Origin of the sequence: Acidovorax sp. (assembly GCF_046291265.1) — a bacterium.
GTDB lineage: Bacteria > Pseudomonadota > Gammaproteobacteria > Burkholderiales > Burkholderiaceae_C > Acidovorax.
The window spans coordinates 32,890-54,281 of record NZ_JBKBTV010000027.1; the positions used below are offsets into that span (position 1 = coordinate 32,890).

Annotated in this window: 20 protein-coding genes; 19 read left to right on the forward strand and 1 reads right to left on the reverse strand. The window is 57.0% G+C overall.

The window, feature by feature from the left end; genetic code table 11:
- Positions 1 to 7 precede the first annotated feature (7 nt).
- Positions 8 to 553, forward strand: coding sequence for a dTDP-4-dehydrorhamnose 3,5-epimerase (gene rfbC, locus ACK41V_RS12250; RefSeq protein ID WP_409782649.1), 546 nt, complete (start codon positions 8 to 10; stop codon positions 551 to 553).
- Positions 554 to 579: 26 nt separating this feature from the next.
- On the opposite strand, the gene ACK41V_RS12255 is transcribed toward rfbC, so the two are convergent.
- Complete coding sequence (locus ACK41V_RS12255; protein ID WP_409782652.1) at positions 580 to 2,484, reverse strand: hypothetical protein; 1,905 nt, start codon at positions 2,482 to 2,484, stop codon at positions 580 to 582.
- 241 nt (positions 2,485 to 2,725) lie between these two features.
- On the opposite strand from ACK41V_RS12255, the gene gspE reads away from it, so the two are divergent.
- The 18 genes from gspE to ACK41V_RS12345 all read left to right on the forward strand — a co-directional run bounded on the left by gspE (position 2,726) and on the right by ACK41V_RS12345 (position 21,392).
- On the forward strand, positions 2,726 to 4,456 hold the full coding sequence (gene gspE, locus ACK41V_RS12260; RefSeq protein WP_409782655.1) for a type II secretion system ATPase GspE: 1,731 nt from the start codon (positions 2,726 to 2,728) through the stop codon (positions 4,454 to 4,456).
- The gene (locus tag ACK41V_RS12265; protein WP_409782658.1) at positions 4,449 to 5,705 is read left to right on the forward strand and encodes a type II secretion system F family protein; all 1,257 of its coding nucleotides are present in this window, start codon (positions 4,449 to 4,451) and stop codon (positions 5,703 to 5,705) included. Before gspE ends, ACK41V_RS12265 begins: the two co-directional genes overlap by 8 nt.
- Before the next feature lie 23 nt (positions 5,706 to 5,728).
- The gene (gene gspG, locus ACK41V_RS12270; RefSeq protein ID WP_409782661.1) at positions 5,729 to 6,193 is read left to right on the forward strand and encodes a type II secretion system major pseudopilin GspG; all 465 of its coding nucleotides are present in this window, start codon (positions 5,729 to 5,731) and stop codon (positions 6,191 to 6,193) included.
- A gap of 85 nt (positions 6,194 to 6,278) precedes the next feature.
- The gene (locus tag ACK41V_RS12275) at positions 6,279 to 6,722 is read left to right on the forward strand and encodes a Tfp pilus assembly protein FimT/FimU (protein WP_409782664.1); all 444 of its coding nucleotides are present in this window, start codon (positions 6,279 to 6,281) and stop codon (positions 6,720 to 6,722) included.
- On the forward strand, positions 6,719 to 7,171 hold the full coding sequence (locus ACK41V_RS12280) for a type II secretion system protein J (protein WP_409782667.1): 453 nt from the start codon (positions 6,719 to 6,721) through the stop codon (positions 7,169 to 7,171). Before ACK41V_RS12275 ends, ACK41V_RS12280 begins: the two co-directional genes overlap by 4 nt.
- Before the next feature lie 32 nt (positions 7,172 to 7,203).
- Entirely contained in the window at positions 7,204 to 7,887 is a 684-nt protein-coding gene (locus ACK41V_RS12285; RefSeq protein WP_409782709.1) for a type II secretion system protein J, read from the forward strand.
- A 95-nt stretch (positions 7,888 to 7,982) separates the two neighbouring features.
- The gene (locus ACK41V_RS12290) at positions 7,983 to 8,798 is read left to right on the forward strand and encodes a type II secretion system protein GspK (RefSeq protein ID WP_409782670.1); all 816 of its coding nucleotides are present in this window, start codon (positions 7,983 to 7,985) and stop codon (positions 8,796 to 8,798) included.
- A 15-nt stretch (positions 8,799 to 8,813) separates the two neighbouring features.
- Positions 8,814 to 10,001, forward strand: a complete 1,188-nt coding sequence (locus ACK41V_RS12295) for a PilN domain-containing protein (protein WP_409782673.1) — start codon at positions 8,814 to 8,816, stop codon at positions 9,999 to 10,001.
- Positions 9,998 to 10,561 carry a type II secretion system protein GspM gene (gspM, locus tag ACK41V_RS12300; RefSeq protein ID WP_409782676.1) on the forward strand — a complete coding sequence of 188 codons (564 nt, stop codon included), beginning with the start codon at positions 9,998 to 10,000 and terminating at the stop codon, positions 10,559 to 10,561. Before ACK41V_RS12295 ends, gspM begins: the two co-directional genes overlap by 4 nt.
- Positions 10,558 to 11,199, forward strand: a complete 642-nt coding sequence (locus tag ACK41V_RS12305; RefSeq protein WP_409782678.1) for a hypothetical protein — start codon at positions 10,558 to 10,560, stop codon at positions 11,197 to 11,199. The genes gspM and ACK41V_RS12305 overlap by 4 nt, the downstream gene beginning before the upstream one ends.
- 51 nt (positions 11,200 to 11,250) lie before the next feature.
- Entirely contained in the window at positions 11,251 to 13,641 is a 2,391-nt protein-coding gene (gene gspD, locus ACK41V_RS12310; RefSeq protein ID WP_409782681.1) for a type II secretion system secretin GspD, read from the forward strand.
- 80 nt (positions 13,642 to 13,721) lie between these two features.
- Positions 13,722 to 14,126, forward strand: coding sequence for a hypothetical protein (locus tag ACK41V_RS12315; protein ID WP_409782684.1), 405 nt, complete (start codon positions 13,722 to 13,724; stop codon positions 14,124 to 14,126).
- 263 nt (positions 14,127 to 14,389) lie between these two features.
- Complete coding sequence (locus ACK41V_RS12320) at positions 14,390 to 16,168, forward strand: cell surface protein (RefSeq protein ID WP_409782687.1); 1,779 nt, start codon at positions 14,390 to 14,392, stop codon at positions 16,166 to 16,168.
- A 211-nt stretch (positions 16,169 to 16,379) separates the two neighbouring features.
- Positions 16,380 to 17,267 (forward strand): peptidylprolyl isomerase, encoded by an 888-nt coding sequence (locus ACK41V_RS12325; protein ID WP_409782713.1) that lies wholly within the window; start codon positions 16,380 to 16,382, stop codon positions 17,265 to 17,267.
- A gap of 170 nt (positions 17,268 to 17,437) precedes the next feature.
- Positions 17,438 to 18,241 carry an ABC transporter permease gene (locus tag ACK41V_RS12330; protein ID WP_409782689.1) on the forward strand — a complete coding sequence of 268 codons (804 nt, stop codon included), beginning with the start codon at positions 17,438 to 17,440 and terminating at the stop codon, positions 18,239 to 18,241.
- Positions 18,238 to 19,521, forward strand: coding sequence for an ABC transporter ATP-binding protein (locus tag ACK41V_RS12335; RefSeq protein WP_409782716.1), 1,284 nt, complete (start codon positions 18,238 to 18,240; stop codon positions 19,519 to 19,521). Before ACK41V_RS12330 ends, ACK41V_RS12335 begins: the two co-directional genes overlap by 4 nt.
- Positions 19,522 to 19,583: 62 nt before the next feature.
- A complete protein-coding gene (locus ACK41V_RS12340) occupies positions 19,584 to 20,474 on the forward strand; it encodes a class I SAM-dependent methyltransferase (protein ID WP_409782692.1) in 891 nt (296 codons plus the stop codon).
- Positions 20,475 to 20,531: 57 nt separating this feature from the next.
- Positions 20,532 to 21,392 carry an SAM-dependent methyltransferase gene (locus ACK41V_RS12345; protein WP_409782694.1) on the forward strand — a complete coding sequence of 287 codons (861 nt, stop codon included), beginning with the start codon at positions 20,532 to 20,534 and terminating at the stop codon, positions 21,390 to 21,392.

Below are 21,392 nucleotides of genomic sequence, written 5' to 3' on the forward strand. Positions count from 1 at the left end.
TTCCTGTATGCAAGCAACTCCTCTCGCTATCCCTGAAGTAGTACTGATTGAACCCAAAGTGTTTGGGGACTCGCGCGGTTATTTTTACGAGAGCTTCAATCAGGGTGCTTTCAACGAAGCCACCGGTACGCGCCATCAATTCGTTCAAGACAATCACAGTCGCAGCGCTAAGGGCGTTTTGCGAGGGTTGCACTACCAAATTCAGCAACCACAAGGAAAGCTGGTGCGTGTTGTGCGTGGCGCTGTGTTGGATGTGGCTGTAGATTTGCGCAGAAGTTCGCCAACCTTCGGCAAGTGGGTAAGTGAAGAGCTGAGTGAAGACAATAACCACCAACTGTGGGTACCCCCGGGCTTCGGCCATGGTTTTGTCGTACTCAGTGACGTGGCTGAGTTCCTGTACAAAACCACGGATTACTACGCACCTGCCCACGAACGCTGTGTCGCTTGGAATGATCCGGCACTTGCCATCGATTGGAAACTACGGCAGACACCGACGCTTTCAGCGAAGGATGCGCAAGGCGCCTTGTTGTCGAATGCAGAACTATTTCCCTGAGTTTCTTCTTTGTACCTTGCCTTGCGTCAGCGATATTTTTTTGGTTCTGCCAAGTGAACCTGCATCGCTTTGTACAGCTGATCAGAGCCAAATTTCGAGTTGCTGGGATCAAAGGAAAAAATATTGTGGCCTCGGTCCACAATTTGCCCTTGCCAGTAGGGCTCCACAAAAAATGACACAAAACTTGCGCCTCGGCGCGCGTGAAGGTCAAGTGTCTGGCTCAAATCTTTTGCGCTCATGCCCTTGAGTGGATGGAATTCGGTGACTCCGTAGTTTCGATGGCCCGTAGACGAGTACCACTTGCCAAATGAGGTCCCGTAAGACGCGTCACCGTACAAACTGACGCCGAGCTGAATGTTCTGGGTGTCCAGCACTTTCAGCGAAGACCCGATCGCGAATTTGTTTTCGTCCCAGCTGGGGTTGGTGAATGGAATGATCTGGTGTGTGTAATGCGGCGTGGTGGACAAGCAGGATTGGCTCACCAGATTGTCAAAAAAGTGCAGATAGTCCACCACCTGCCTAGCCCTAAACGAGTGCCAAAAAGGCACTAGAGGGTTGTAGTAGTAGGACGCTTGGCTTCGTGGCTGATCGATATGTGCCTGTATGGATCTGCTAAGTGGCGAATGCATTGGAAGCGGCTTCTGGGGCACTAATAAGGGCGTTTTTTGGTGTTTGTCCATCACCGATATTTCTCGCGCGCCCAGCGCGGACAGCTGACCGGGCGAGGATTCCAGAAAAATATCAATGCGGTGCAGACCCGGCTGCAGGCGCCGGAAATCCAGATCCACTCGCCAGCCAGTGTTGGCGGAGCCAAACTCCGGTTTTGCTAGCAAGACATCTTGTCGGCCTTTGTCAGTAAGTGTCTTTTGGACGAAGGTGCCGTTCAGATAGACATGCACCCATGCAGGTGCGCTGCCCTTGGGTGAGTCGACAAATGTCCAGCCTGAAACGGGCAAAGCTCCGTGCGCGAACGAATCAATGTGTTCTGTGTAGCGCTGCAGGGGCTCTGAACGAATATCGCGGGAAGGGGGGTGAATATCTTCAAACGACCTGTAGTCACTGGCAAGCACCCGGTTTAGATGCTCTATGCGGCGGAAGTCTCCTTTGAGGAAATTTCGGAAGCCTTTTATGGACGCGGGGCTGTAGTCGGTGGTTCGATAAGGAAGGTCAAACCCCATGCCTGCTTCGAAATCGGGAAACAGATGATGAAGCTCGCCCAGCAAGCTGACGCCCTTGATTTTTGCAAGATCGTGATCTGGAAGTCGACACAGCTCGGTCAGCAATGCCTGAACTGCTTGTGTGCGCCGTGTTGTGATATCTGTTTGCGTGTCGGCAAATGTCCAGTTGTTGATCGCAGAGTCGTAGTAACGGCTCTGCGGCATGGGGCCGTCGCGCGTTTGAGCCAAATTGCTGGGGTCTTTCGCAAGCTCGATTTCAAGAGGTGCGTCGGTTGCAAAATGGGTAGAGAACAGATAGAGGATGACTGGCCGGTTGGTATCTCGTATGGTTCGCACGATCCGTTGGACCCGTTCCGTGTCGATCACCCAACTCCTACCCTCTCGGCGAAACAGTTGCAGCAGTGGTGCGGGCAAGGTGTAACCCAATGACGCCGCCGATTGCTGTGTTCCCCCCGGCTGCAGGGTCGTCAGTGTCGACTCTACTAACTGGGCCGCAGATCCTTCTGGGCGTGTGCAGGACAGCGTCAGCGAATCTGCTCTAGCGTCTCCGGAGTGTGTGGATTGTGTTGGAAGCAATATGCAAGGATCGACCACGGAAACCATCGGGGCCAGCAGCATTCCATCTGGGTTGCGAAATTGCGCGGGGGTATGTGCCGCCAACAATTTCGCGCCCCACCATCCTGCTATCAATACTGAGCCTCCCGCAACCAGGGCTGCTAGGGTGGTCGCTCGGCGCGGCAAAAGTGTTCTCATCGTTGTAAGGAACTCAGCGGTGGCTAATCTGGTGACTGTAAAGGACTGGCGGATGAAGAACTGACAGCGCCCCAGCAGAAATCTGCAGCTCGCAACGAGTTGGGTTCTGGCAATTGCTCGCGCCATTACCTGAAAGGGGGCTCACAGCCCCCGGCTACACTCTCGACCATTCTGTTTGAGCCATCGAAGGCGCTTGAGGGTAGTTCACTCGACCACTTATCGCGCTGCAATCTAAGCATCCATGACCATCAACACACTTTCGTCAGTAGCTGAGGCACTGGGTACGGAGGCCAACGCGCGAACGCGCATTGGCGATCTGCTGGTACAGGCCGGAAAATTGAGCGCTCGCGATCTTGAACGTGCCGTGTCTGCGCAACAGGAAATGGGCGGCATGCTGGGGCGTGTGCTCGTGAGGCTGGGGTTAGTTTCAGAAGCGGATGTGGTGGGGGCGCTGTCGGCGCAGTTGGGCATATCCATTGTTACGGCAGATGCCTTTCCTGATCTCATGCCGGATGTCAAAGGGCTGCTGCCGGAGTTTCTTCAAGCCAATGCTGTCTATCCACTGCGCTTTGAAGACGGGCGACTCCATGTCGCGATGGCTGTCCCGCAGGATTCTTTTGTCACCAAAGCATTACGCTTGGCAACGGGCTATGAAATACAGCCGCACTTAGCGCTAGAGTCAGACATTGAGAAGGCTCTGATGGAGCCCGTTGAAGAAGCTACAAGTGATGAGAATGACGGCTTTGGTGATGGATCCGACAGCGGAGATTTTGTTGAGCATCTGAAGGATCTCGCGAGCGAAGCGCCCGTCATTCGGTTGGTCAACACCATCATCGGGCGCGTGACCGATCTGCGTGCTTCCGATATCCACCTGGAGCCGTTCGATGACGGGCTTCATGTGCGTTATCGGGTTGACGGTGTCATTCACGCTGGTGAGGTGGTGCCGCCCCGCCTCAGTGCAGCAGTTAACTCTCGTGTCAAGCTGCTGGCACATTTGGACATTGCCGAGAGGCGGCTGCCGCAGGACGGTCGTATAAAAACGCGTGTCAAGGGACGGGAGCTGGATTTGCGTGTTTCCACGGTCCCCACGGTGCATGGTGAAAGCGTAGTCATGCGTGTGTTGGATCGCGCTAGTGTGCGTCTGGACCTAGAGAAGATGGGCTTTGCACAAGACACATTGGCGCGCTTTAACAGCCTGTTGGCCAAACCACACGGCATTCTTCTAGTCACAGGGCCAACAGGTTCAGGCAAAACCACCACGCTATACGCTGCGCTGTCCAAGATCGATGCTGAGGCGAACAAGATCATCACCGTTGAAGATCCAGTCGAATACCAACTCGAAGGCATCAATCAGATTCAGGTTCACCCTCAGATTAACCTGACGTTTGCGAATGCACTGCGTTCCATTTTGCGGCAGGACCCCGACATCATCATGATTGGGGAAATGCGGGATGGCGAGACCGCCCAGATTGCCGTTCAGTCGGCACTCACCGGCCATTTGGTGCTCTCTACGCTTCACACCAATACGGCAGCAGGCGCTGTAGTCCGCATGCAGGATATGGGGGTGGAAAGCTACCTAATTACCTCATCTGTGAACGGCGTGCTCGCGCAACGCCTTGTGCGCACTTTGTGCGGCAACTGCAAAGAGCCTTACGACCCTGGCTCCGACGTTCTGGAGCGTACGGGCCTGCATCGTTTTACTGCGCCAGGACAACAAATTTACCGTGCGCTTGGTTGTGATCAATGTCGCGAGACGGGGTACCGAGGTCGCACAGGCATCCATGAGCTCTTGACACTTGACGAGCCTATGCGTCGGGCAATCATCGATGGCCGTGATGCCAATGCGCTGAACGCGCTAGCAGCGCAGGGCGGAATGGTGAGCCTCTACGAAGACGGTTTGCGCAAGGTTGCGGCCGGGGTTACGACGCTGGATGAGCTTGCTCGCGTGACACAGGATCAATCCGATGCCTGATTACGTTTGGCGCGCAGCATCTGCTAACGGGAAGGTTGCCGAGGGGCGCACCACTGCGGGCAGCGAAGCGGCTGTATTGAAGCAATTGCACGAACAAGGGCTCACGCCACTTGGAATCAGTGAGGGTGCTTTCAGTGCCGCTACCCGGACGTCCGCAGCGGCCAGTTCTTCCGGGGCTTTAATTGCACAGCCTAAGCTGCGGGCTGTTAAAGGGCCTGTGAAGACGGCAGATGTTCTGGCGCTGACTTCTGAACTCTCAATCATGTTGAGGGCTGGGTTGGCGCTCGACAATGCCCTGCGCGTGCTCATCGACATGAGCTACAAACCGACCGTTGCCGAGTTGTTGCAAGGTGTGCTTGAGGCTGTCAAGGGCGGAACACCTTTGAGTCGTGCATTGGGTGCTCATCGGGAGCTGTTCGGCGATTTCTATATCAACATGATTCGTTCGGGAGAGGCAAGCGGGCAGATGTCCGCCGTTCTGGAGCGACTCGTGGAGCACATGGAGCGCCAACGCGCCTTGAGAGAAAGCGTGGTGTCCGCAACCATATATCCAGCCATCCTCCTGGGGGTTGCTGTGTTGTCGCTGGTTGTCATGCTTGGCTTTGTCGTTCCTCAATTCGAGAAGTTGTTCACAGATATGGGAGATGCCCTGCCTTTGCCCACGCAGTGGGTCATGGCTTTGGGCCATGCTTTCAAAAGCTACGGGCTTGTGATTGCTGTTGCTTCATTTGGGCTGGGGTCACTTCTGCTGCGCTGGCTCCGTTCTCCTGGCGGGCGGCGATGGTGGCAAGCGCGTTTGCTCAAGACGCCTTTGATTGGACGGCTGGCGCTGAAGTATCAGCTCACGCTGTTTTCCCGCTCGTTGGGAACTCTGCTGGGTAACGGTGTTCCTATGCTGACTGCGATTCACATTGCAACGGAGACGGTGGGCAATGTCGTTTTGCAACAGGCACTCGTGAAGGTCGCGCCTATTGTCAAAGAGGGGGGCAAAGTCGTTCAAGCCATCAGTGCTACCGGAATCTTTGAGCCCCTCGCAATCAATTTGATTCGTGTAGGGGAAGAGACGGGTCGCATTGGGCCAATGATGTTGGAGCTGTCCAATATATTGAATCGCGAAGTCGAAATCGGCATCAAACGACTGCTCACTTTGGTAGAGCCGGTACTTATTTTGGTTTTGGGCATTTTGATCGCCGCGATCATCGTGTCGATCCTGCTGGGCATTCTCTCTGTGAATGACTTGGCCGTATAATTTTTTGTTCTGGAGGTAAGTCGATGTCCCAACAACCTGCTCGGTCAGGCGCCTATCTGCGTAAGCCAAGCAACACACGTAAAAACAGCCTTCTGAAAGGTTTCACGCTGATTGAGTTGCTGGTTGTTTTGGCTATTCTCACCATGCTGGCTGGCCTTGTAGGTCCAAAGGTCCTTGGTTCTTTGGGCGGAGCCAAGTCGAAGACTGCAGCTGTTCAGATTTCGGATTTGGATAAGTCGCTTGAATTGTTCAAATTGGATGTGGGGCGCTACCCCAGCACTGAAGAGGGTTTGAACGCACTGGTCGCAAAACCTCCGGCGGCGAATGGCTGGAATGGGCCTTACCTGAAGGGGGGATTGCCCAGCGACCCGTGGGGCAATGCCTATCGGTATAGCAACGTGCCCCCAGGAGTCGAAATAATTTCCCTTGGTTCGGACAACGCTGCTGGCGGTGAAGGTGAAGCGGCTGACGTGCGCAATACCAAATAATTCTTCGGGCTCAGTGCAGCGCTTGTGCGCACTGGTCTGGGATTACCAAATCTAAGCAATAGCAGTGGCATACGCTCGGCGCCGCGTGAGCGGCTTCACCTTGATTGAGCTATTGGTTGTCTTTGCAATCATCGCGCTGGTTGTTGGTTTGGTGCCCGTGGCAATGGATCGTATGCGGGATGGCGCTCAATACAGAGATGCCGTGCGCACCGTCTTGAATCAGTTAAAGGCTGCGCGAGAACAGGCCGTTGCTTCGGGGCGTGACGCCAGTTTTGTGATGGACTTGGCGCAGCGCCAGTATGGTCTTCAGTCCGGTGCTTTGAGCACACTGCCTGAGTCATTGCAGATGAAGGCCGTGGTTGCCGAGCTGGAGGGAGGACAAACCTCCGAGCTATTGACCATCCGATTTTTGCCATCGGGTGGATCATCTGGAGGCAGTGTTGAAATACTCAGATCCGTGGGAAACGGGGTGCGACTGAGGGTTGATTGGTTGTCCGGGCGCGTTACACAAGAGGCGCTGCTTCCATGAGCACGAAGATCCGTGGTGGAAGGCGTGCGTCTTTGAGCGCTCGCTCTGTCGCAGTGAGATCGGTTTCGGGTTTTACGCTATTGGAGCTTTTGGTCGCCTTTTCCATCATGGCGCTCGCACTCGGAATGTTTTATCGCGCGCTGGGCGGCAGCGTCAGGGCCGTCGATCAGTTTCAGCGCCACCAAGGGGCGGTCATTCTTGCCCAGTCACTTCTCAACCTGAGAGATTCTGTCCCTGCAGGGGGGTGGAACGAAGAGGGGGACAGCGCCGGGTATCACTGGCGAGTTCAATCCCAGCCCTACAGCACTGATGTTCAAGGTCCTAGAGTTCCGCCGCTGTACGAAGTGTCCGTTGCAATCCATTGGGGTGAAAGTGGTGGGGAAACACGCACGTTTGAATTGACGACACTCAGGCCTGAGCGCAATCCGCCGCTGGAGCTTCGTCCGTGATGCAAAATTTTTGCGGATTGTCGGCATCTCAAATGGTCTCAAGCTCTTTGAATGCACCGAGGCTTCGATCCTTGGGCTTTACTTTGCTGGAATTGTTGGTGGTCATGTCGCTCATGTCGCTGTTGGTGCTAGCGATGGCCTCCGCCCTGCAAACAGCTTCGCAAACGAGCGAACGTGTAGATGAAGCGCTTGTGCGCACTGACGATCTGCGAATTGTCTCTGGATTCCTCCAATCCACGCTGAGTCGTATATCCCTGCAGAGGCGAGCGCCTCCATTGAGGGAGGGCGCAAATCAGTATTTTTTTGAGGGCGAGGAATCACAAGTGATGTGGCTCGGCGTCATGCCTGCGGGGTACGCCACCGGTGGGCGCACCCTTATGCGGCTAAAGCAGGCGACGGATGAGCAAGGGGAGTCTGCCTTGTTGCTGCAGTATTTGCCGTGGAATGGTGTCACTACTGAGCCAGATTGGTCCCAAGCGACTACCCACGTTTTGCTCAGCGGAGTGAGCCAACTGCAAATAAGGTATCAAGATGCCCGCCCCGAGCCCACGGTTTGGGCATCGCGTTGGAGTTCGCCCGATCAGGTGCCTCAACGCATACGGCTTATTGTGCACACGGCCAGGGGCCCTTTGCCAGACTTCATTATTGCGATGCGCCCTCTCGCTGCCAGCGACCCTCGTGCGCGTGGTGCGGTGTTTGGGGGGGATATACGATGAGGAGCGTTCCTGTAATTACTGTGCAAGTCCGGCAGGCTTCGCATGGGCGACTGAGCTGTATGCGCCCTTCGGGGCGATCAGGTGGCATTCGAGGAATGGCTTTGATTGCCGTGCTCTGGCTGGTGGCTGCATTGAGCATCATGGTCGCAAGTCTTTCCACCAGTATCCGTCAGGAGGCACGAACTTTGTCCGGCAAAAGGGATCTGGTTGCGGCCCAGGCGGTGGGAGATGCGGTGGTGCAGCTAGTGCTCCAAAAAGTCCGTGCGGCAGAACGCGTTCCCGATCAGTGGAGTCAGCTGAACGTAGCTTATTCAGGGCAGACGGTGGTGGCGCAAATTACTCCTCTCACCGGCCTTATTGATCTGAATCAGGCGGATCTTCCACTGCTGTCACGCTTGTTGACCGTGGCTGGAGAGTTGGCGCCTGAGCGTGCGGCGGCTCTTGCACAAACCATTATTGATACTCGGCAACAGCGTGATAGCCGAGGTAGTGTGATGCGTTTTGAGGCGGAGGAAGACCTGCTGAAAGTGCCCGGGGTGACCTATGACCTGTATGCTAGACTGGTTTCTCTTGTGACGCTGGAGGGCCGTGGTTCCAGCAGGGTAAATGCGAAAGCAGCCCCTCTGCCTGTGCTTTTGGTGCTGGCCAATGGCGACGCCCGCACAGTTGAAATGATCCATGCCAAGCGACTCAGCGGGGATGTTGGAATTGATATGTCTGGCTTAGACACCGCTCTCACAGACAGTTCATCTTCAAATCGCCTCAAGATCACTGCCATAGTGCCTATTGATACAGGCAAATCTATTCATGTATCTCGCAGTGTCGATGTCATGGCGTCGGCGCCTGACGGCACACCGTGGTCCACGTACCGCACATCCTCCAGCATACAGGCCACGACGTCTGAGAACTGAATATAGACACTTCACATGCCTGCTTTTTCTTCTGAGGCCCGTTTTCTTGGGATTGACCTGAGTGCTCTGGTGCGAGATACCCGCAAGGCTTGGGCGCGAGCTCAAAATTGGCCTTTTTTCTCTTGGTTAACGCCATCATTGTCTGTTCATGTGCTGCACGCAGACGGCACTCAGTCCTATCGCTACGGTGATCGTTCATTTGAAGCGGTGCCGGATCGGATTGGTGGGCGTGAGAGAGGCGGGTTCGTAGCTCTGGAGCTGCCTGCCGACATGGTGCTCAACCGCACGGTGCGACTGCCCGCCGCGATGAGTAGTGCTGACATTGACAATGCTCTTGCATTGCAAGCACGTACTTTTAGCCCCTTCTCTGTGGACGATCTCATTTGGGCTGGTGAGCGCCTGCTGCCAGACGATCCGGCAGGGGGGCCAAACTTTGCGCTCGTTTTGGCGTCGCGCAGCCAGGTTGAGCAATATGTAAATGGCTGGCGCGAAAAACAGCTCCCCGTTCTGAGCACTCCGGAAATCTGGGTCGCCATCGCACCGCAGCGGTATGTTTCTTTGCCAGGTTGGGGCTTGGATCGTCGTCAGCAAGTAATACGGCGCAGGCGCATGCTGGGCTATGCCCTCGTTTTAAGTGCGTTGGCATTGTTGGTTGTGATTGCGTTGACTCCCACGCTGAAACTGCGCATGCAAGCCTTGCAGGCTGTCGCTGCTTATGAGGAGACGGTGCGCCGCACCACCCCTGTGGTTCGTGATCGAGAGCAGGTGGTGCAGGCGTCCGTCAAATTGAACGCCTTGTCGGAAGTGTTGAGTGAGCGAATTGACCCTTTACGCGTTATCGACACCCTCACGCAGGTTTTCCCAGATGATGCAGCTATTCAAGCCTTGAATCTGACGGGGACCAAGGTGTCCCTGAGCGGACTCACCACCGACACGGCCTCGCTGATGCAAAAGCTGGGTCAGCAACCTGGCTTTCGCGACGTGAAGGCTCCAGCTGCAGCGACTCGTCTCAGCAACTCCGCTAAAGAAAGTTTCAGCATCGAATTCATGGTGGATCCCAAGGTCTTTGGCGTTTCGGGTCAAGACCGCATACCAACGGCACAAGCGGCTGCGGCTGATTCTGTAGATGCTTTGACCGCACTTGGTGCGGCATCTGCCGCACCAAGTGCGCCTGCTGCATCCGTCTCGGGGGCTCGTCGATGAAGCCTTTCCGTTTTTCTAGGGATGCCGTTCTCGTAGGTTTTTCCATGCTGCTGGCAGTGGTGCCTTTAGCGTTGGGTGGGCTCTATGTTTACAACAAACATCAGTGGGCAAAAGACTTGATGTCTCAGCTTGAGCCTCGTTACGCTCGTCTGATGGGGCTGGAACGGCAAAAGACCGAACTCGACCAAGCGCGCCAGCGTGTTCTGCAAGTGCAGACGAAGTATGTTTACCCGGCCAGCATGGACGTGAGTCAGGCGGGCAATGCTGCTCAGCAGCATGTGCGTGAGATTTTTGCAGCAGCGGGGCTGCAAATCAGCAGCAGTCAGGTGTTGCCGCCGAAAGATGAAAAAGGGTATGACCGTATTGCGCTCAAGGTGCAGGCGGATGGCGAACTGCTTGCGCTCCAGAGCGTGCTGACTGTTCTGGGTAGTCAGACGCCGGTCATCATCATCGACGCGCTCCAAATTCAGCTGATAGGGGGGCTTACCACGGGTAACCCGAAAGCACCCCTGCGACTGACGACGCAGTTTTCACTGAGCGTGCTGAAAGACCGAACATGAAAATTCGTGCTCTAGGCGTGCTGTCTGTTTTGAATCTGGCGCTGTTGTTTGGGCTTGCTCTGATGTGGGTCCAGCCTGACGGAACGCCGCGTGATGTTCGCTGGCAAGAACCAGCGCCGCTGCCTGCTGACCTCAGCAGTCTGGTAACTCCGTTGATGCCAGACAAAGCGGTTGACGCCAGTCGCTTTTTGGCCATGCTCGAGCGGCCCTTGTTCTCCTTGACGCGCAGGCCACCGCCACCCCCCCCACCAGAGCAGCCACCGCCACCGCCAGACCACCTCAGCGGCGCGCGTTTGACAGGCATCGTGACGGGCAATGGCGTGGGATACGCGATTGTGCTGATCAATGGTAAACAGCGTCGCATTCAGCAGAACCAAAGTGTCGAGGGATGGACTCTGAAAAGTTTCGCTGACCGGCAGGTCATCTTCGTGCGCGGTGATCAGTCGCAAGCACTGACGATGCAGCGCGCAGATGTGAGCAAGTTCAGTGGCGTTGCTCCGCCACCACCAATGCCTTCGGCCGTCCCTCGGCAGGACGATGGCCGCAACACAGTCAACAGAAACACTGATACGGGATCTGTAGCGGTTCCAGCGCCAGCACCGGCTCCACGCCCGGCACCCCCGCGCTTCGGGCCCTGACAGGCAAGATCGTCCCAGTCAATGCAGAACTAATCGTAGGCTTTTCAAAAAATGAATTTTTCTCGCTTCGGCTATTCTTTGCTCGCTTGGACTGCTTTGCAGGGTCTAAGCGCCGCTTCATGGGCGCAGGCCGGTCCCGATGGCGCCACATCCCCCCCTGTAAAGGCGTCTGGAGCGTTGTCCGGCTCTCCCGGCGCAGCGGCTGCTGTTGCTTCGCCAGTACCGGCAAGCGACGCGAACTCGCAGGATGCTGTGAACAAGCCGCGCATCATCCAGGGCAACGATCAGGTCATTGCGCCTGCTCGGCCCGTGGTCGTGCCTTCGGGCGCGCCGTTGACCTTCAGCTTTGAAGATGCTCCTGTGGCTGATGTGGTGCGCACCGTCCTTGGCGACATCATGGGCGTGCCCTACGTGTTGCATCCCCCCATTGCGGGCACTGTGACTTTGGCGAGTCGCACAGCCATCCCCCCAGACCAGGCAGTGTTCCTGCTCGAAAGCGCGCTTCAGGCCAATGGATTGGCGTTGGCTCGGGATGCCCGTGGCACCTACCACGTGGGCCGTGCAGACATGCTGCGCAATGTTGGGTCTGACGTACGGCAGGCCAGTCCCCGTGTGCCTTTGGCGCCTGGCTACGGCGCTATCGTTATTCCACTCAAATACATAGGCGCCGGAGAAATGGCCTCCATTCTTCGGCCCATGGTGTCGCAGGACGCCATTGTCCGTGTAGACACCGTGCGCAATCTTTTGGTGATGAATGGAACCCGCACCCAGGCAGAGGGCTGGCTGGAATTGGTGAACACCTTCGACGTCGATTTGCTCAAAGGCATGTCCGTGGGTGTATTCCCGCTCAAGCACTCTACCGTCAAGGAGATCGAGGCTGCTCTTAGGCTGGTAAGCGGTGGTGGGGCGGCGCCGACTACAGGCGCGGCTACTGCGACGCAGAGCGCCGTAGCCAGCGCAGCGAACAGGGCGCAAGCTGGCGGTGCCACTCAGGCCGCATTGGGAGAGGCGAACCCGTTGTTTGGGGCGCTGCGCATCATGCCCATAGAGCGCATCAACAGCATTTTGGTCGTCACGCCACGGGCAGCTTACCTTGAAGAGGCTCGAAAATGGATTGAACGCCTTGATCAGCCCAGTGACAACGGTGGCGAGCCTCAGCTTCACATTTACCAAGTGCAAAACGTCAACGCACGCCATTTGGCGGGCGTGCTTGGCGGTATCTTTGGAGGACAAGGCGCGGCAGCAGGGGGCACCGCCAACAGCGGTGTGGCTCCGACCCTGTCCACGACGACCGGAAACTCCTTTGGGCAGTCCGGCATGAGTGGCGGTGGTTTGGGCACTAGCAGTGCCTTCTCTGGCTCTGGCGGTGTGGCGGGGGGCGCTTTTGGGAACAGGACCGGGACGCAGAGTACGGGCTTGAACAACCAAAGCAATCGCGCCAACCAGACTGGCGTTGCGCAACAAGCAGCAAGCGCCACCAGTATCGGCAGTATCCGCATCATGGCGGACGAGTTGAACAACTCGGTATTGGTGTGGGGTACTCGGTCGGAATACACCAAAATAGAATCGGCTCTCAAGCGGCTGGATCTGCCGTTAACCCAGGTTCTTATCGAGGCCAGCATCGTGGAGGTCACTCTTACGGATGACCTGAAGTACGGACTCCAATGGGCATTCAGTGACGGGCGCTCCAATGGCTATACAGGACAGGGGCAGATCAGCGGGCTCGCCAACGGTGCGCTGGGAACAATAGCTCAAGGCTTCACCTATTCGTTAAGCAACTCGGCCGGCACGCTCAAGGCGGTCCTCAACGCATTGGCAACCAAATCGCTTGTGAAAATGATTTCCAACCCGTCCCTCATGGTGTTGGACAATCATTCGGCCAACATTGCCGTAGGGAACCAGACTCCTGTACGCACCAGTACGACATCATTTGTAGACAACGCCAATGTGACTACCAGCACCATCCAGTACAAGGACACGGGGGTGAATCTGTCCGTAACCCCATCGGTGAACGCTGGCAATATTGTCGCGATGCAGATCGATCAGTCGGTGACTGACGTGGGGGAGGTCGATGACGCCAGTGGCCAGAGGGCATTTCTGCAGCGCCAAATCAGCAGCAAAGTCGCCGTCAGATCGGGCGAATCGATTGTCCTTGGCGGTTTGATTAAAGACAACACAACCACCGGCAAGACCGGCGTTCCCCTGCTGCAGGACATTCCTCTTGTAGGGAATCTGTTTGGGACCAACACAACCAACGGGAACCGAACCGAGTTGCTCGTCATCATCACCCCGCGTGTTGTGCGCTCGGACGTTGACATCCGGGAGGTGAGTGAAGATCTGCGAGACCGCCTCAAGGGCCTCAAAGTAATCCAACTACAGCCGGATGTGCCCACAAAGAGCAACCAAGTCACGCCGATCAGTGCACCCGTGCCGACGCAGTGAACTTGCATCGCAACACCGGCATCGCCTGTATATGAGAGCGCAGTGCTCAATCTAAGTGTTTTTAGCAGGAGTTTTTACTTATGACGATTCTTCAATGGGGTGCCGCCGCCGTCGCGTTTTCGGCACTGGCGGGATGCGCCACAATGGGCAACCAAACGCCTGAGCAGCAGGTCGAGGCGCGCGCCGCGGCATATTGGAAGGCCCGGGCCACTTCAGATCATAAAACGGCCTACTCGCTGTTGGCGCCTGCCTACCGCAACCTGGCCAGTGAGCAAGACTTTGTCAAGCTGCACGGTGCAGGTGCCAACGTCAAAGAGACGGGAGTAGCCAAGGTGACGTGCGAGGCGCAAGATCGATGCACCGCCCGCGTTAGCCTCACCGCCAAGCCCATGGTGCCCGGCTTGAATCTGCCGTTGGTGACCACTTACATGGACGATACGTGGGTGTTGGAGCAGGGGCAATGGTGGCGGTTTCAGGCTCCGTAAGTCCAGCACTTGGCCGAATAGCAACACTTTGGAAGAAGCTCATTTGTTTTCCTCTGCCGCGGGGTGAGTTTGTGTATATTCACCGTTCGCGATTGCTTTCGGCGCGGCGTCATACACCTGGTAGGTCAGGGTTTTTGTTGTGTTGTAGCAACTGATTGAGCGAAGGATTGAGGCCCCGGTGGCTTTTTAAAAAGGCTGTGCTAGGATTCTCATGCGTAATCAATCGTGGTAGTTGCGCTTATTTTTTTAACTGGAGTTAAAGCATGAAAAAGAATGTATTGGCACTGAGCATCGCTGCCATGGTTGGTGGCTTCGCCGGTGTTGCCCAAGCGGACGTGTTTGCGCCCGCTGTAGCTACGCCTACTGGTGCTGTGCTCGGCACGAACGTGGCAGCTACGCCTGATACCGTCGGTGCAAATGCCGCAAACGCAACGATCTTGGAAGTGAATTCCAACAACGTTGGCCACATGCTGGTGGTGCCTTACTACACGGCTCAAAACGGCAACATGTCCGTGATTCACCTGAGCAACACCGACCGTGCCAACGGCAAGGCTGTGAAGATCCGCTTCCGCGGCGCTGCTAACTCGGACGACGTCAAGGATTTCCAGATTTTCATGTCGCCTGGCGATGTGTGGACTGGTGCGGTTCTGCAAGGCGCTGATGGCGCAGCTGTGCTGTACTCCAACGACAAGACCTGCACGGTTCCAGCAATTCCTGCTACTGGCACCCCTTTCGCTACGGCACGCCTGAACACGGCTGCTAACGTGAACGGTACCCGTGAAGGCTACGTTGAAATCTTCAACATGGCTGACATCCCATCCGTGAAGCTGTACACCGCTACGACGCCTGCTGGTGGTGTTGTGCTTGGTGCCGCAGGTACTGCAGCATCGCCCCTGTACACTGCTACCAAGCACGTGAACGGTGTTGCTCCTTGCTCGGTGGCTGGCTCTGCTGCCCGCTCGTTGCTGGACGAAATCGCTCTGACCAGCTACACCAGCGGCCCTCACGCAGCGTCGGTTGGTTTCGCTGGTTCGACGACAGGTCTTTCGGCTGACTGGTACATCCTGAACCTGGCTCAAACCACTGCCTTCTCTGGCGAAGCAACTGCTATCGAAGCACGCGTCGCCGCAGCTGGTGCTGCTGGTGCCGCCAATTTTGTGCACTTCCCACAAACGGATGCTGGTTCCGCCGGGTTCTTCACGGGCTTCAAGACCGCTGACACGTACACTGCAGACCCACTGCTGCGTACCAACGTTCACAACCAAGCCAAGGCTGCCGTTGTTGGTCCAGTCGTGACGCCTTTGTTCATCGACCTGCCAGACATGTCGACGCCTTACCTGCCAGGTTCCGCTCCTGCTGGCGCGGCTCCTGATGCCAACCTGCCTAAGGTGCAAGCTGTTGCTCTGACCTCCGCCCTGTCGCGTACGTCGGTGTCCAACCAGTTCGCTCTGGACGCAGGTATCACGGCTCAGACCGACTGGGTGTTCTCCATGCCTACCCGTCGTTACAGCGTTGCCGCCAACTACAAAGCTGCTACGACTGCTGCTGATGCGTACCGCCTGTACTCGGACTTGAGCGTTGCTGCTACTGCAGCTGGTACGCCAGCTCTGACCGGTCTTGTGGATGAGTGGTTCCACCCAGCCAACACTTCGGTGGACGCTCGTGGCAACATCTGCGTGAACGCAGACAGCATCCGTTTCTTCGACCGTGAAGAAACCACCACAGGCAATGCACCGATCTTCTCGCCAGCAGTGGCAGGTCAGCTGAGCTTCTGCGGTGAAACCAGCGTTCTGTCGCTGTCCACTGGCAAGGTTCTGAGCTCCAGCAGCGATCTGACGGCTAGCACGACGACCGCTCCTTACACCAACGGCTGGACTCTGGTGACAACCACCAACGCCTTCGTGGGGGCAGCTAACACTGTCGGTTTCACCGGCGGCCTGCCAATCCTGGGTGACGCCTTCATCAAGATGAAGAACGACTCCGCAGGCCAAGGCTTTGCTTCGACGTTCGGTCTGACCTGGGGTCACCGTTACGGCCGTTAATTCGGCGGTTGAACTTTTCGCAGCAATGCGAAACCAAAAAAAGGCGGGGCAACCCGCCTTTTTTTTTGTATGGCGCCGACTGTTTTGCGATCACAGGTGCCCTCACATTTCATATTCATCCATGCATATCACCAAAATTTCTCAGAACGTTTTGAACAGTAGGCCTCACCAAGTGGCTGCATATCGCCTGTGGAGGCAGCATTTGGCTGCTGTGTTGTTGGCTCCCTGCCTTGTGGTGGCTGCACATGCTGCCGATCCCGTGCTGGCCAAGGGCTCGGTACAAGGCGCGGGCGAAGTGCAAGTGACTGCGGCAGATGTGACCGCTGACGTGCAGCGTATTCCTCTGGATGTGCGCCCTCAGGTGCTCACACAGGCCCGTACCATGAACCAACTGGTGACCAACCTGTATACCCGCCGTGCTCTTGCGCAGCGTGCGGACGCCCAAGGTTTGGCGAAGTCACCCGAAGTGGCGGCGGCTCTGGCGCTGGCGCGCGACAAAGTGCTTTCAGACGCTTTGTTGGTGCAAGTAGACAAATCGAATACGCCATCGGATGCGCAGGCCCTGGCCATGGCCCGCACGATGTACCAGGCACAGCCCGCCGACTTCGAGCAGCCCGAGCAGGTGCAGGTGCGCCACATTTTGGTGGCAGTGAAAGACCCTGCGGAAGACCCAATCGCAAAGAAAACTGCAGAAGATTTGCTGGCGCAGGTTCGTGCTGGTGGTGACTTTGCTGCACTGGCTCAAAAGCATTCTGCAGACCCTGGCAGCGCGGCCAAGGGCGGCGATCTGGGCTTTTTTGTGCGGGGCGGCATGGTGGCTGAGTTTGAAACCGCTGCTTTTGCCATGCAAAAGCCGGGAGAGATCAGCAATTTGGTCAAGACCCAGTACGGTTATCACATCCTGCAACTCGTGGCACGCAAGTCCAAGGGACCAAAACCTTTTGATGAGGTGAAGGATGCGCTGATTGCCAAAGTGAAGCAGTCTTCGCAACAAAAGGGTCGCAACGACTTGGCCAAATCGCTGGAAGACACCGTCAAGCTGGATGAGCCTGCAGTCAAGGCCACGGTTGAAAAGCTGGTGGGGCCCGCCAAGCCCTAACTTAACGCGCCATTGGGTCAGTTGATTGCAATGCGTCCGGCACTGCCTGTCTGTGGCATGTCGGCGCTGGTTGGCATACGGGGTGCCAGCATGCGGCAAAACGTGGTACGTTACCCGGCTTTGTCTTTGATAGGGTTGGCCCATGAACAGGTGGGCCCACAACAATAAACATGCTGCATGCGTTTCGCAACGAACTGCGCTCCGTCTGGAGCGCGCGTTCTTTGGTTTGGGTGCTCACCCGCCGAGAGGTCGCGGCCCGCCATGCAGGCACGGCCGCTGGAATCGTGTGGCCCTACCTGCAGCCGCTGCTCACGGTAGCGGCTTACTATCTTGTGTTTGACGTGGTGTTCGCCATGCGTTTGGGTGATGGCGCTCCCACCCATGCGGTGGGCACTTTTTTGGTGGTGGGTGCTTTGCCCTGGATGGCCTTTTGTGATGGCCTTTCACGCGGCATGAACAGCCTGCTGGAAGCAGGCGGGTTACTGCATAAAAACCCACTGCCTCCCGTACTTTTTGTCGTGCGCTCGGTGCTCGCCAGCGCAGTGGTGTTTGCGCCGCTGCTGCTCGTGCTGGCGCTGGCCTACACCCCGCTGCACCGATTCGCATTGCCGGTATTGGCGTTCCCTTTGCTGCTGCTGCTGCAGTGGGTGGTTTGCATGTTGCTGGCCTACGTGCTGGCTATATTGGCGGCAGCGCTGCGCGATACGGTGCAAATGGTGGGGTTCTTGCTTTCAGTCGGTATCTACTTGTCGCCCGTGCTGTTTCCAATGACGCTGTTTCCGGAGCAATGGCGGTGGGTGTTGTGGCTCAACCCTATTACTGCGCCCGTACAAGGCTATCAACAGGTCTTGCTGTTGGGTGCTTGGCCGCCTCTGAGTGTGTGGTGGGTGTTGCTGGCTTGGGCGGGTTTGCTCGTGTTGGCGCTCAATGTGCTGATTGCACGAAGCCGCGACCAACTGGTGGACTGGCTATGACCGCGACGCTCCCATCGACCGGATCAGAGGGTGCAGCACGCCATACCGTGTTGAGCGTGCAAGGCGTTTCCAAGGAGTACAAACTTTACCCGTCCCCGCGAACGCGGCTGAAGGCGTTGTTGACAGGGCGCGCCACCCACCAGAGCCATTGGGCATTGCGGGACGTTTCGTTCGAGCTGCAGCGGGGCGAGTGTATCGGCGTGATTGGCGACAATGGCGCCGGCAAAAGCACGTTGCTCAAGCTGCTGGCGGGCACTTTGCAGCCCAGCCAGGGGCGCATTGATCGGGTAGGGCGTGTAACCGCCATTCTGGAACTGGGTGCGGGCTTCCATCCTGACTTCAGCGGGCGAGACAACCTTTTCTTTGCAGGCAGCCTGATTGGGATTGACCGCGACGAAATGCTCCGGCTGGAGCCGGAAATCATCGACTTCTGCGAACTGGGTGAGGCACTGGACCGACCTGTCAAAACCTATTCGTCGGGCATGACGGTGCGCCTGGCGTTTGCGCTGGTCACCGCCGTCCAGCCAGATGTGCTGATCATTGACGAAGCGTTGGCGGTGGGAGACCAGAATTTTCAGAAAAAGTGCGTGGAGCGCATCACGGCGTTTCGCAACAACGGCTGCACCATTTTGTTTTGCTCTCACAGCCCGTATCACATTCGGCACCTCTGCGATCGCGCTGTGTGGCTCAAGGGCGGGCAGGTCGAGCAATTTGGCGGCACAGAGGCCGTGCTTGCCGCCTATGACGTACATACGCGGTTGCGGGATGCAGCGGCACAAGAAACTGCGCAGCCCACATCGCCCGTGGCCGATGGACCGGCACAGTTGGGTGACGACGCGGCACCGGGGCGTATGGCAGCTGGAGAGGGGGGCAGCGCATGCCTGTTGGATGTGGACATTGCGCATCTGGGTGAGGCGCAGGATGGACACCCCCCTGTTTTGCACAGCCAGGATCTTGTGGTGACCATCACTGCCCGGGGCCGGGGGAGCGAGCGCCCGCATATCGGCTTCATGATCGAGCAGTCAAAAGGGGTCGGAATCACGTCACTGGCGACGCATGAGGACGGTGCCGCCCCGCTGCTGTTGCCCGATGGGACCTGGCGCTCGGTTCTCAGCTTTCCCGACCTGCCTCTGCACAGTGGCGATTATGTGATCAGCGCTTTCCTGTTTGATGAAACGGGCCTTGCCGTGTACGACGAGTGGTTCCAGTTTCTGCATTTCCGTTTTATTTTCCCCAAACCGCTCCCGGGCCTGGTTCGCTTGCCGCACCACTGGAGTTGAGGTTGATCGCGCGCTTTGCGCCTGCAGAGCGTTGCCGCGCCGACTGGATAATCCGTACCCATATGACAACGATCTCCACTGAAACCACCCTGGGTCAGCAATTGCTGGCAGAAGGACAGGGCTTGCTCTCTCAAGGCGATAGAACCGGTGCAGCGCAGGTGCTGGCCAGAGCGAGAGATGAGCGTGACACCCTCCTTGCCGCGCACGCACTCATTGAAACGAATGGCCTGGTAGGGTCTTACTCCAACGTCATGGGACTGGATTGCACGATCTCTGCCCAGGACGATATTTTTGGATTTTTCGCAGGCCATCATTCCAGTCGGAATCCTCTTCGGGACTACCTCGCTGATGGGTGGCGAACACTTTCTGAGTTGATGTTACTGCTGGAGGCCGTGGACCAGCCGCTGCTCAAAACACCGCGGGTGCTGGAGTTCGCGAGCGGGCACGGCCGCTTTACCCGCCACTTGGTGAAAGCACTGGGCGCCCAGCGCGTGGTGGTGTCCGATGTGGTGCAAAGTGCGGTGGCGTTTTCTCGCACTACCTTTGGCGTGGACGGGTTTCCTTCTGCGAGCGTTCCCGAGAAGGTGGAGTGGCCTGGCCGATACGAGCTGGTCTTTGTTCTTTCACTGTTCAGCCACCTGCCGCGCTCTACGTGGTCTCGCTGGCTCACGGTGCTGTACGACGCCGTGGCACCTGGTGGCCTGCTGGTTTTCAGCACCCACGGTATCAAGGCGGCCAACTTTGATCATGTGGCGCTGGATGATGACGGCTACTTCTTTGCCGCATCCAGCGAATCCACTGCGATCGATGAGCAAGAGTATGGAACCACGTTCACCTCCGAGGCATTTGTCATGGCGCGCATTGCTGAAACCGTGGGCGCTGACAAACTCGTGCACAAGATGCCTGTGCACTTCTGGAATCATCAGGATGCTTATGTGCTGCGCAAGCCGTAAGGGCGAACTGGTGGGCAGGGTGATGGTGTTCGCATCTGTGCCGAAGGCAGGATCGCAATGAATTGGATGCTCAAGCTGCAGGAGCGGGTTTCCGGGTTGGCGCCCTGGGACGCCAAGAGGATCACTGACGAATGGTTTCGCGCGCATTTCGACTATGCGGCAGATGTGGTTCACCATTGGATCGGGGACGTGCTGGACGTGCGTACGGCCAAGTTCCTGAACTTTGGGTGCGGCGACGGCATTACGGACCTTTCGCTCGTCCTTCGGTATGGGGCGACTGCCATCCACGGCGTGGATATTCGCCGCGAGTACGCCAAGCTGCCCCGCATAGCGCGTGAGCAGTTGGGGATGTCGCGCATTCCGTCTGCGCTGACGTTTGAGACCATCAAGCCCAGTGCCTCTCTGGCCGGCAAACATCCGCTGGTGGATGGAATCATGAGCTGGTCCACCTTTGAGCACGTGCAGCGTGACCAACTGGCGCCCATTCTGGCGGACTTGCACGCCTGCCTGAAGCCGGGGGGATACTTCTTCATCCAGATCGAGCCGTTGTTCTATTCGCCTTATGGCTCGCATTTGCGCCGCTATGACGAAATGCCTTGGCATCACTTGCTGGCGTCTGAAGATGAGCTGTGGAAGATCATTCAGGCGCATGTTGGCCCTATCGATGCTTCAGAAGTCGATTTCGGATTTGCCGACTTTGGTCCTGATGGCTACAAGCAGTTTGTTTTCAAGGAGTACCAGGCGCTGAACCGCTTGACGGCGGATGAACTGGTGGAGTTTGCGCTGGGGGCAGGTTTTCGGTTGGAGCGGCAAGAGCGGCGCAATGTGGAGATAGACGTGCCCGCTGCGTTGTTGGAGCGCTATCCGCGGGAGTGGCTGGTCAACAACGAGATTTTTCTATTGCTTCGCAAGGAGTGA

What these genes read in the sequence shown, in the direction of transcription:
- ACK41V_RS12315 (WP_409782684.1), top strand. Translation starts at nt 13,722, where the DNA reads ATGACGATTCTTCAATGGGGTGCCGCCGCCGTCGCGTTTTCGGCACTG.
- gspD (WP_409782681.1), top strand. Translation starts at nt 11,251, where the DNA reads ATGAATTTTTCTCGCTTCGGCTATTCTTTGCTCGCTTGGACTGCTTTG.
- gspE (WP_409782655.1), top strand. Translation starts at nt 2,726, where the DNA reads ATGACCATCAACACACTTTCGTCAGTAGCTGAGGCACTGGGTACGGAG.
- ACK41V_RS12335 (WP_409782716.1), top strand. Translation starts at nt 18,238, where the DNA reads ATGACCGCGACGCTCCCATCGACCGGATCAGAGGGTGCAGCACGCCAT.
- ACK41V_RS12345 (WP_409782694.1), top strand. Translation starts at nt 20,532, where the DNA reads ATGAATTGGATGCTCAAGCTGCAGGAGCGGGTTTCCGGGTTGGCGCCC.
- ACK41V_RS12265 (WP_409782658.1), top strand. Translation starts at nt 4,449, where the DNA reads ATGCCTGATTACGTTTGGCGCGCAGCATCTGCTAACGGGAAGGTTGCC.
- rfbC (WP_409782649.1), top strand. Translation starts at nt 8, where the DNA reads ATGCAAGCAACTCCTCTCGCTATCCCTGAAGTAGTACTGATTGAACCC.
- gspG (WP_409782661.1), top strand. Translation starts at nt 5,729, where the DNA reads ATGTCCCAACAACCTGCTCGGTCAGGCGCCTATCTGCGTAAGCCAAGC.
- ACK41V_RS12290 (WP_409782670.1), top strand. Translation starts at nt 7,983, where the DNA reads ATGGCTTTGATTGCCGTGCTCTGGCTGGTGGCTGCATTGAGCATCATG.
- ACK41V_RS12340 (WP_409782692.1), top strand. Translation starts at nt 19,584, where the DNA reads ATGACAACGATCTCCACTGAAACCACCCTGGGTCAGCAATTGCTGGCA.
- ACK41V_RS12320 (WP_409782687.1), top strand. Translation starts at nt 14,390, where the DNA reads ATGAAAAAGAATGTATTGGCACTGAGCATCGCTGCCATGGTTGGTGGC.
- ACK41V_RS12330 (WP_409782689.1), top strand. Translation starts at nt 17,438, where the DNA reads ATGCTGCATGCGTTTCGCAACGAACTGCGCTCCGTCTGGAGCGCGCGT.
- ACK41V_RS12305 (WP_409782678.1), top strand. Translation starts at nt 10,558, where the DNA reads ATGAAAATTCGTGCTCTAGGCGTGCTGTCTGTTTTGAATCTGGCGCTG.
- ACK41V_RS12255 (WP_409782652.1), bottom strand. Translation starts at nt 2,484, where the DNA reads ATGAGAACACTTTTGCCGCGCCGAGCGACCACCCTAGCAGCCCTGGTT.
- ACK41V_RS12285 (WP_409782709.1), top strand. Translation starts at nt 7,204, where the DNA reads ATGGTCTCAAGCTCTTTGAATGCACCGAGGCTTCGATCCTTGGGCTTT.
- gspM (WP_409782676.1), top strand. Translation starts at nt 9,998, where the DNA reads ATGAAGCCTTTCCGTTTTTCTAGGGATGCCGTTCTCGTAGGTTTTTCC.
- ACK41V_RS12295 (WP_409782673.1), top strand. Translation starts at nt 8,814, where the DNA reads ATGCCTGCTTTTTCTTCTGAGGCCCGTTTTCTTGGGATTGACCTGAGT.
- ACK41V_RS12280 (WP_409782667.1), top strand. Translation starts at nt 6,719, where the DNA reads ATGAGCACGAAGATCCGTGGTGGAAGGCGTGCGTCTTTGAGCGCTCGC.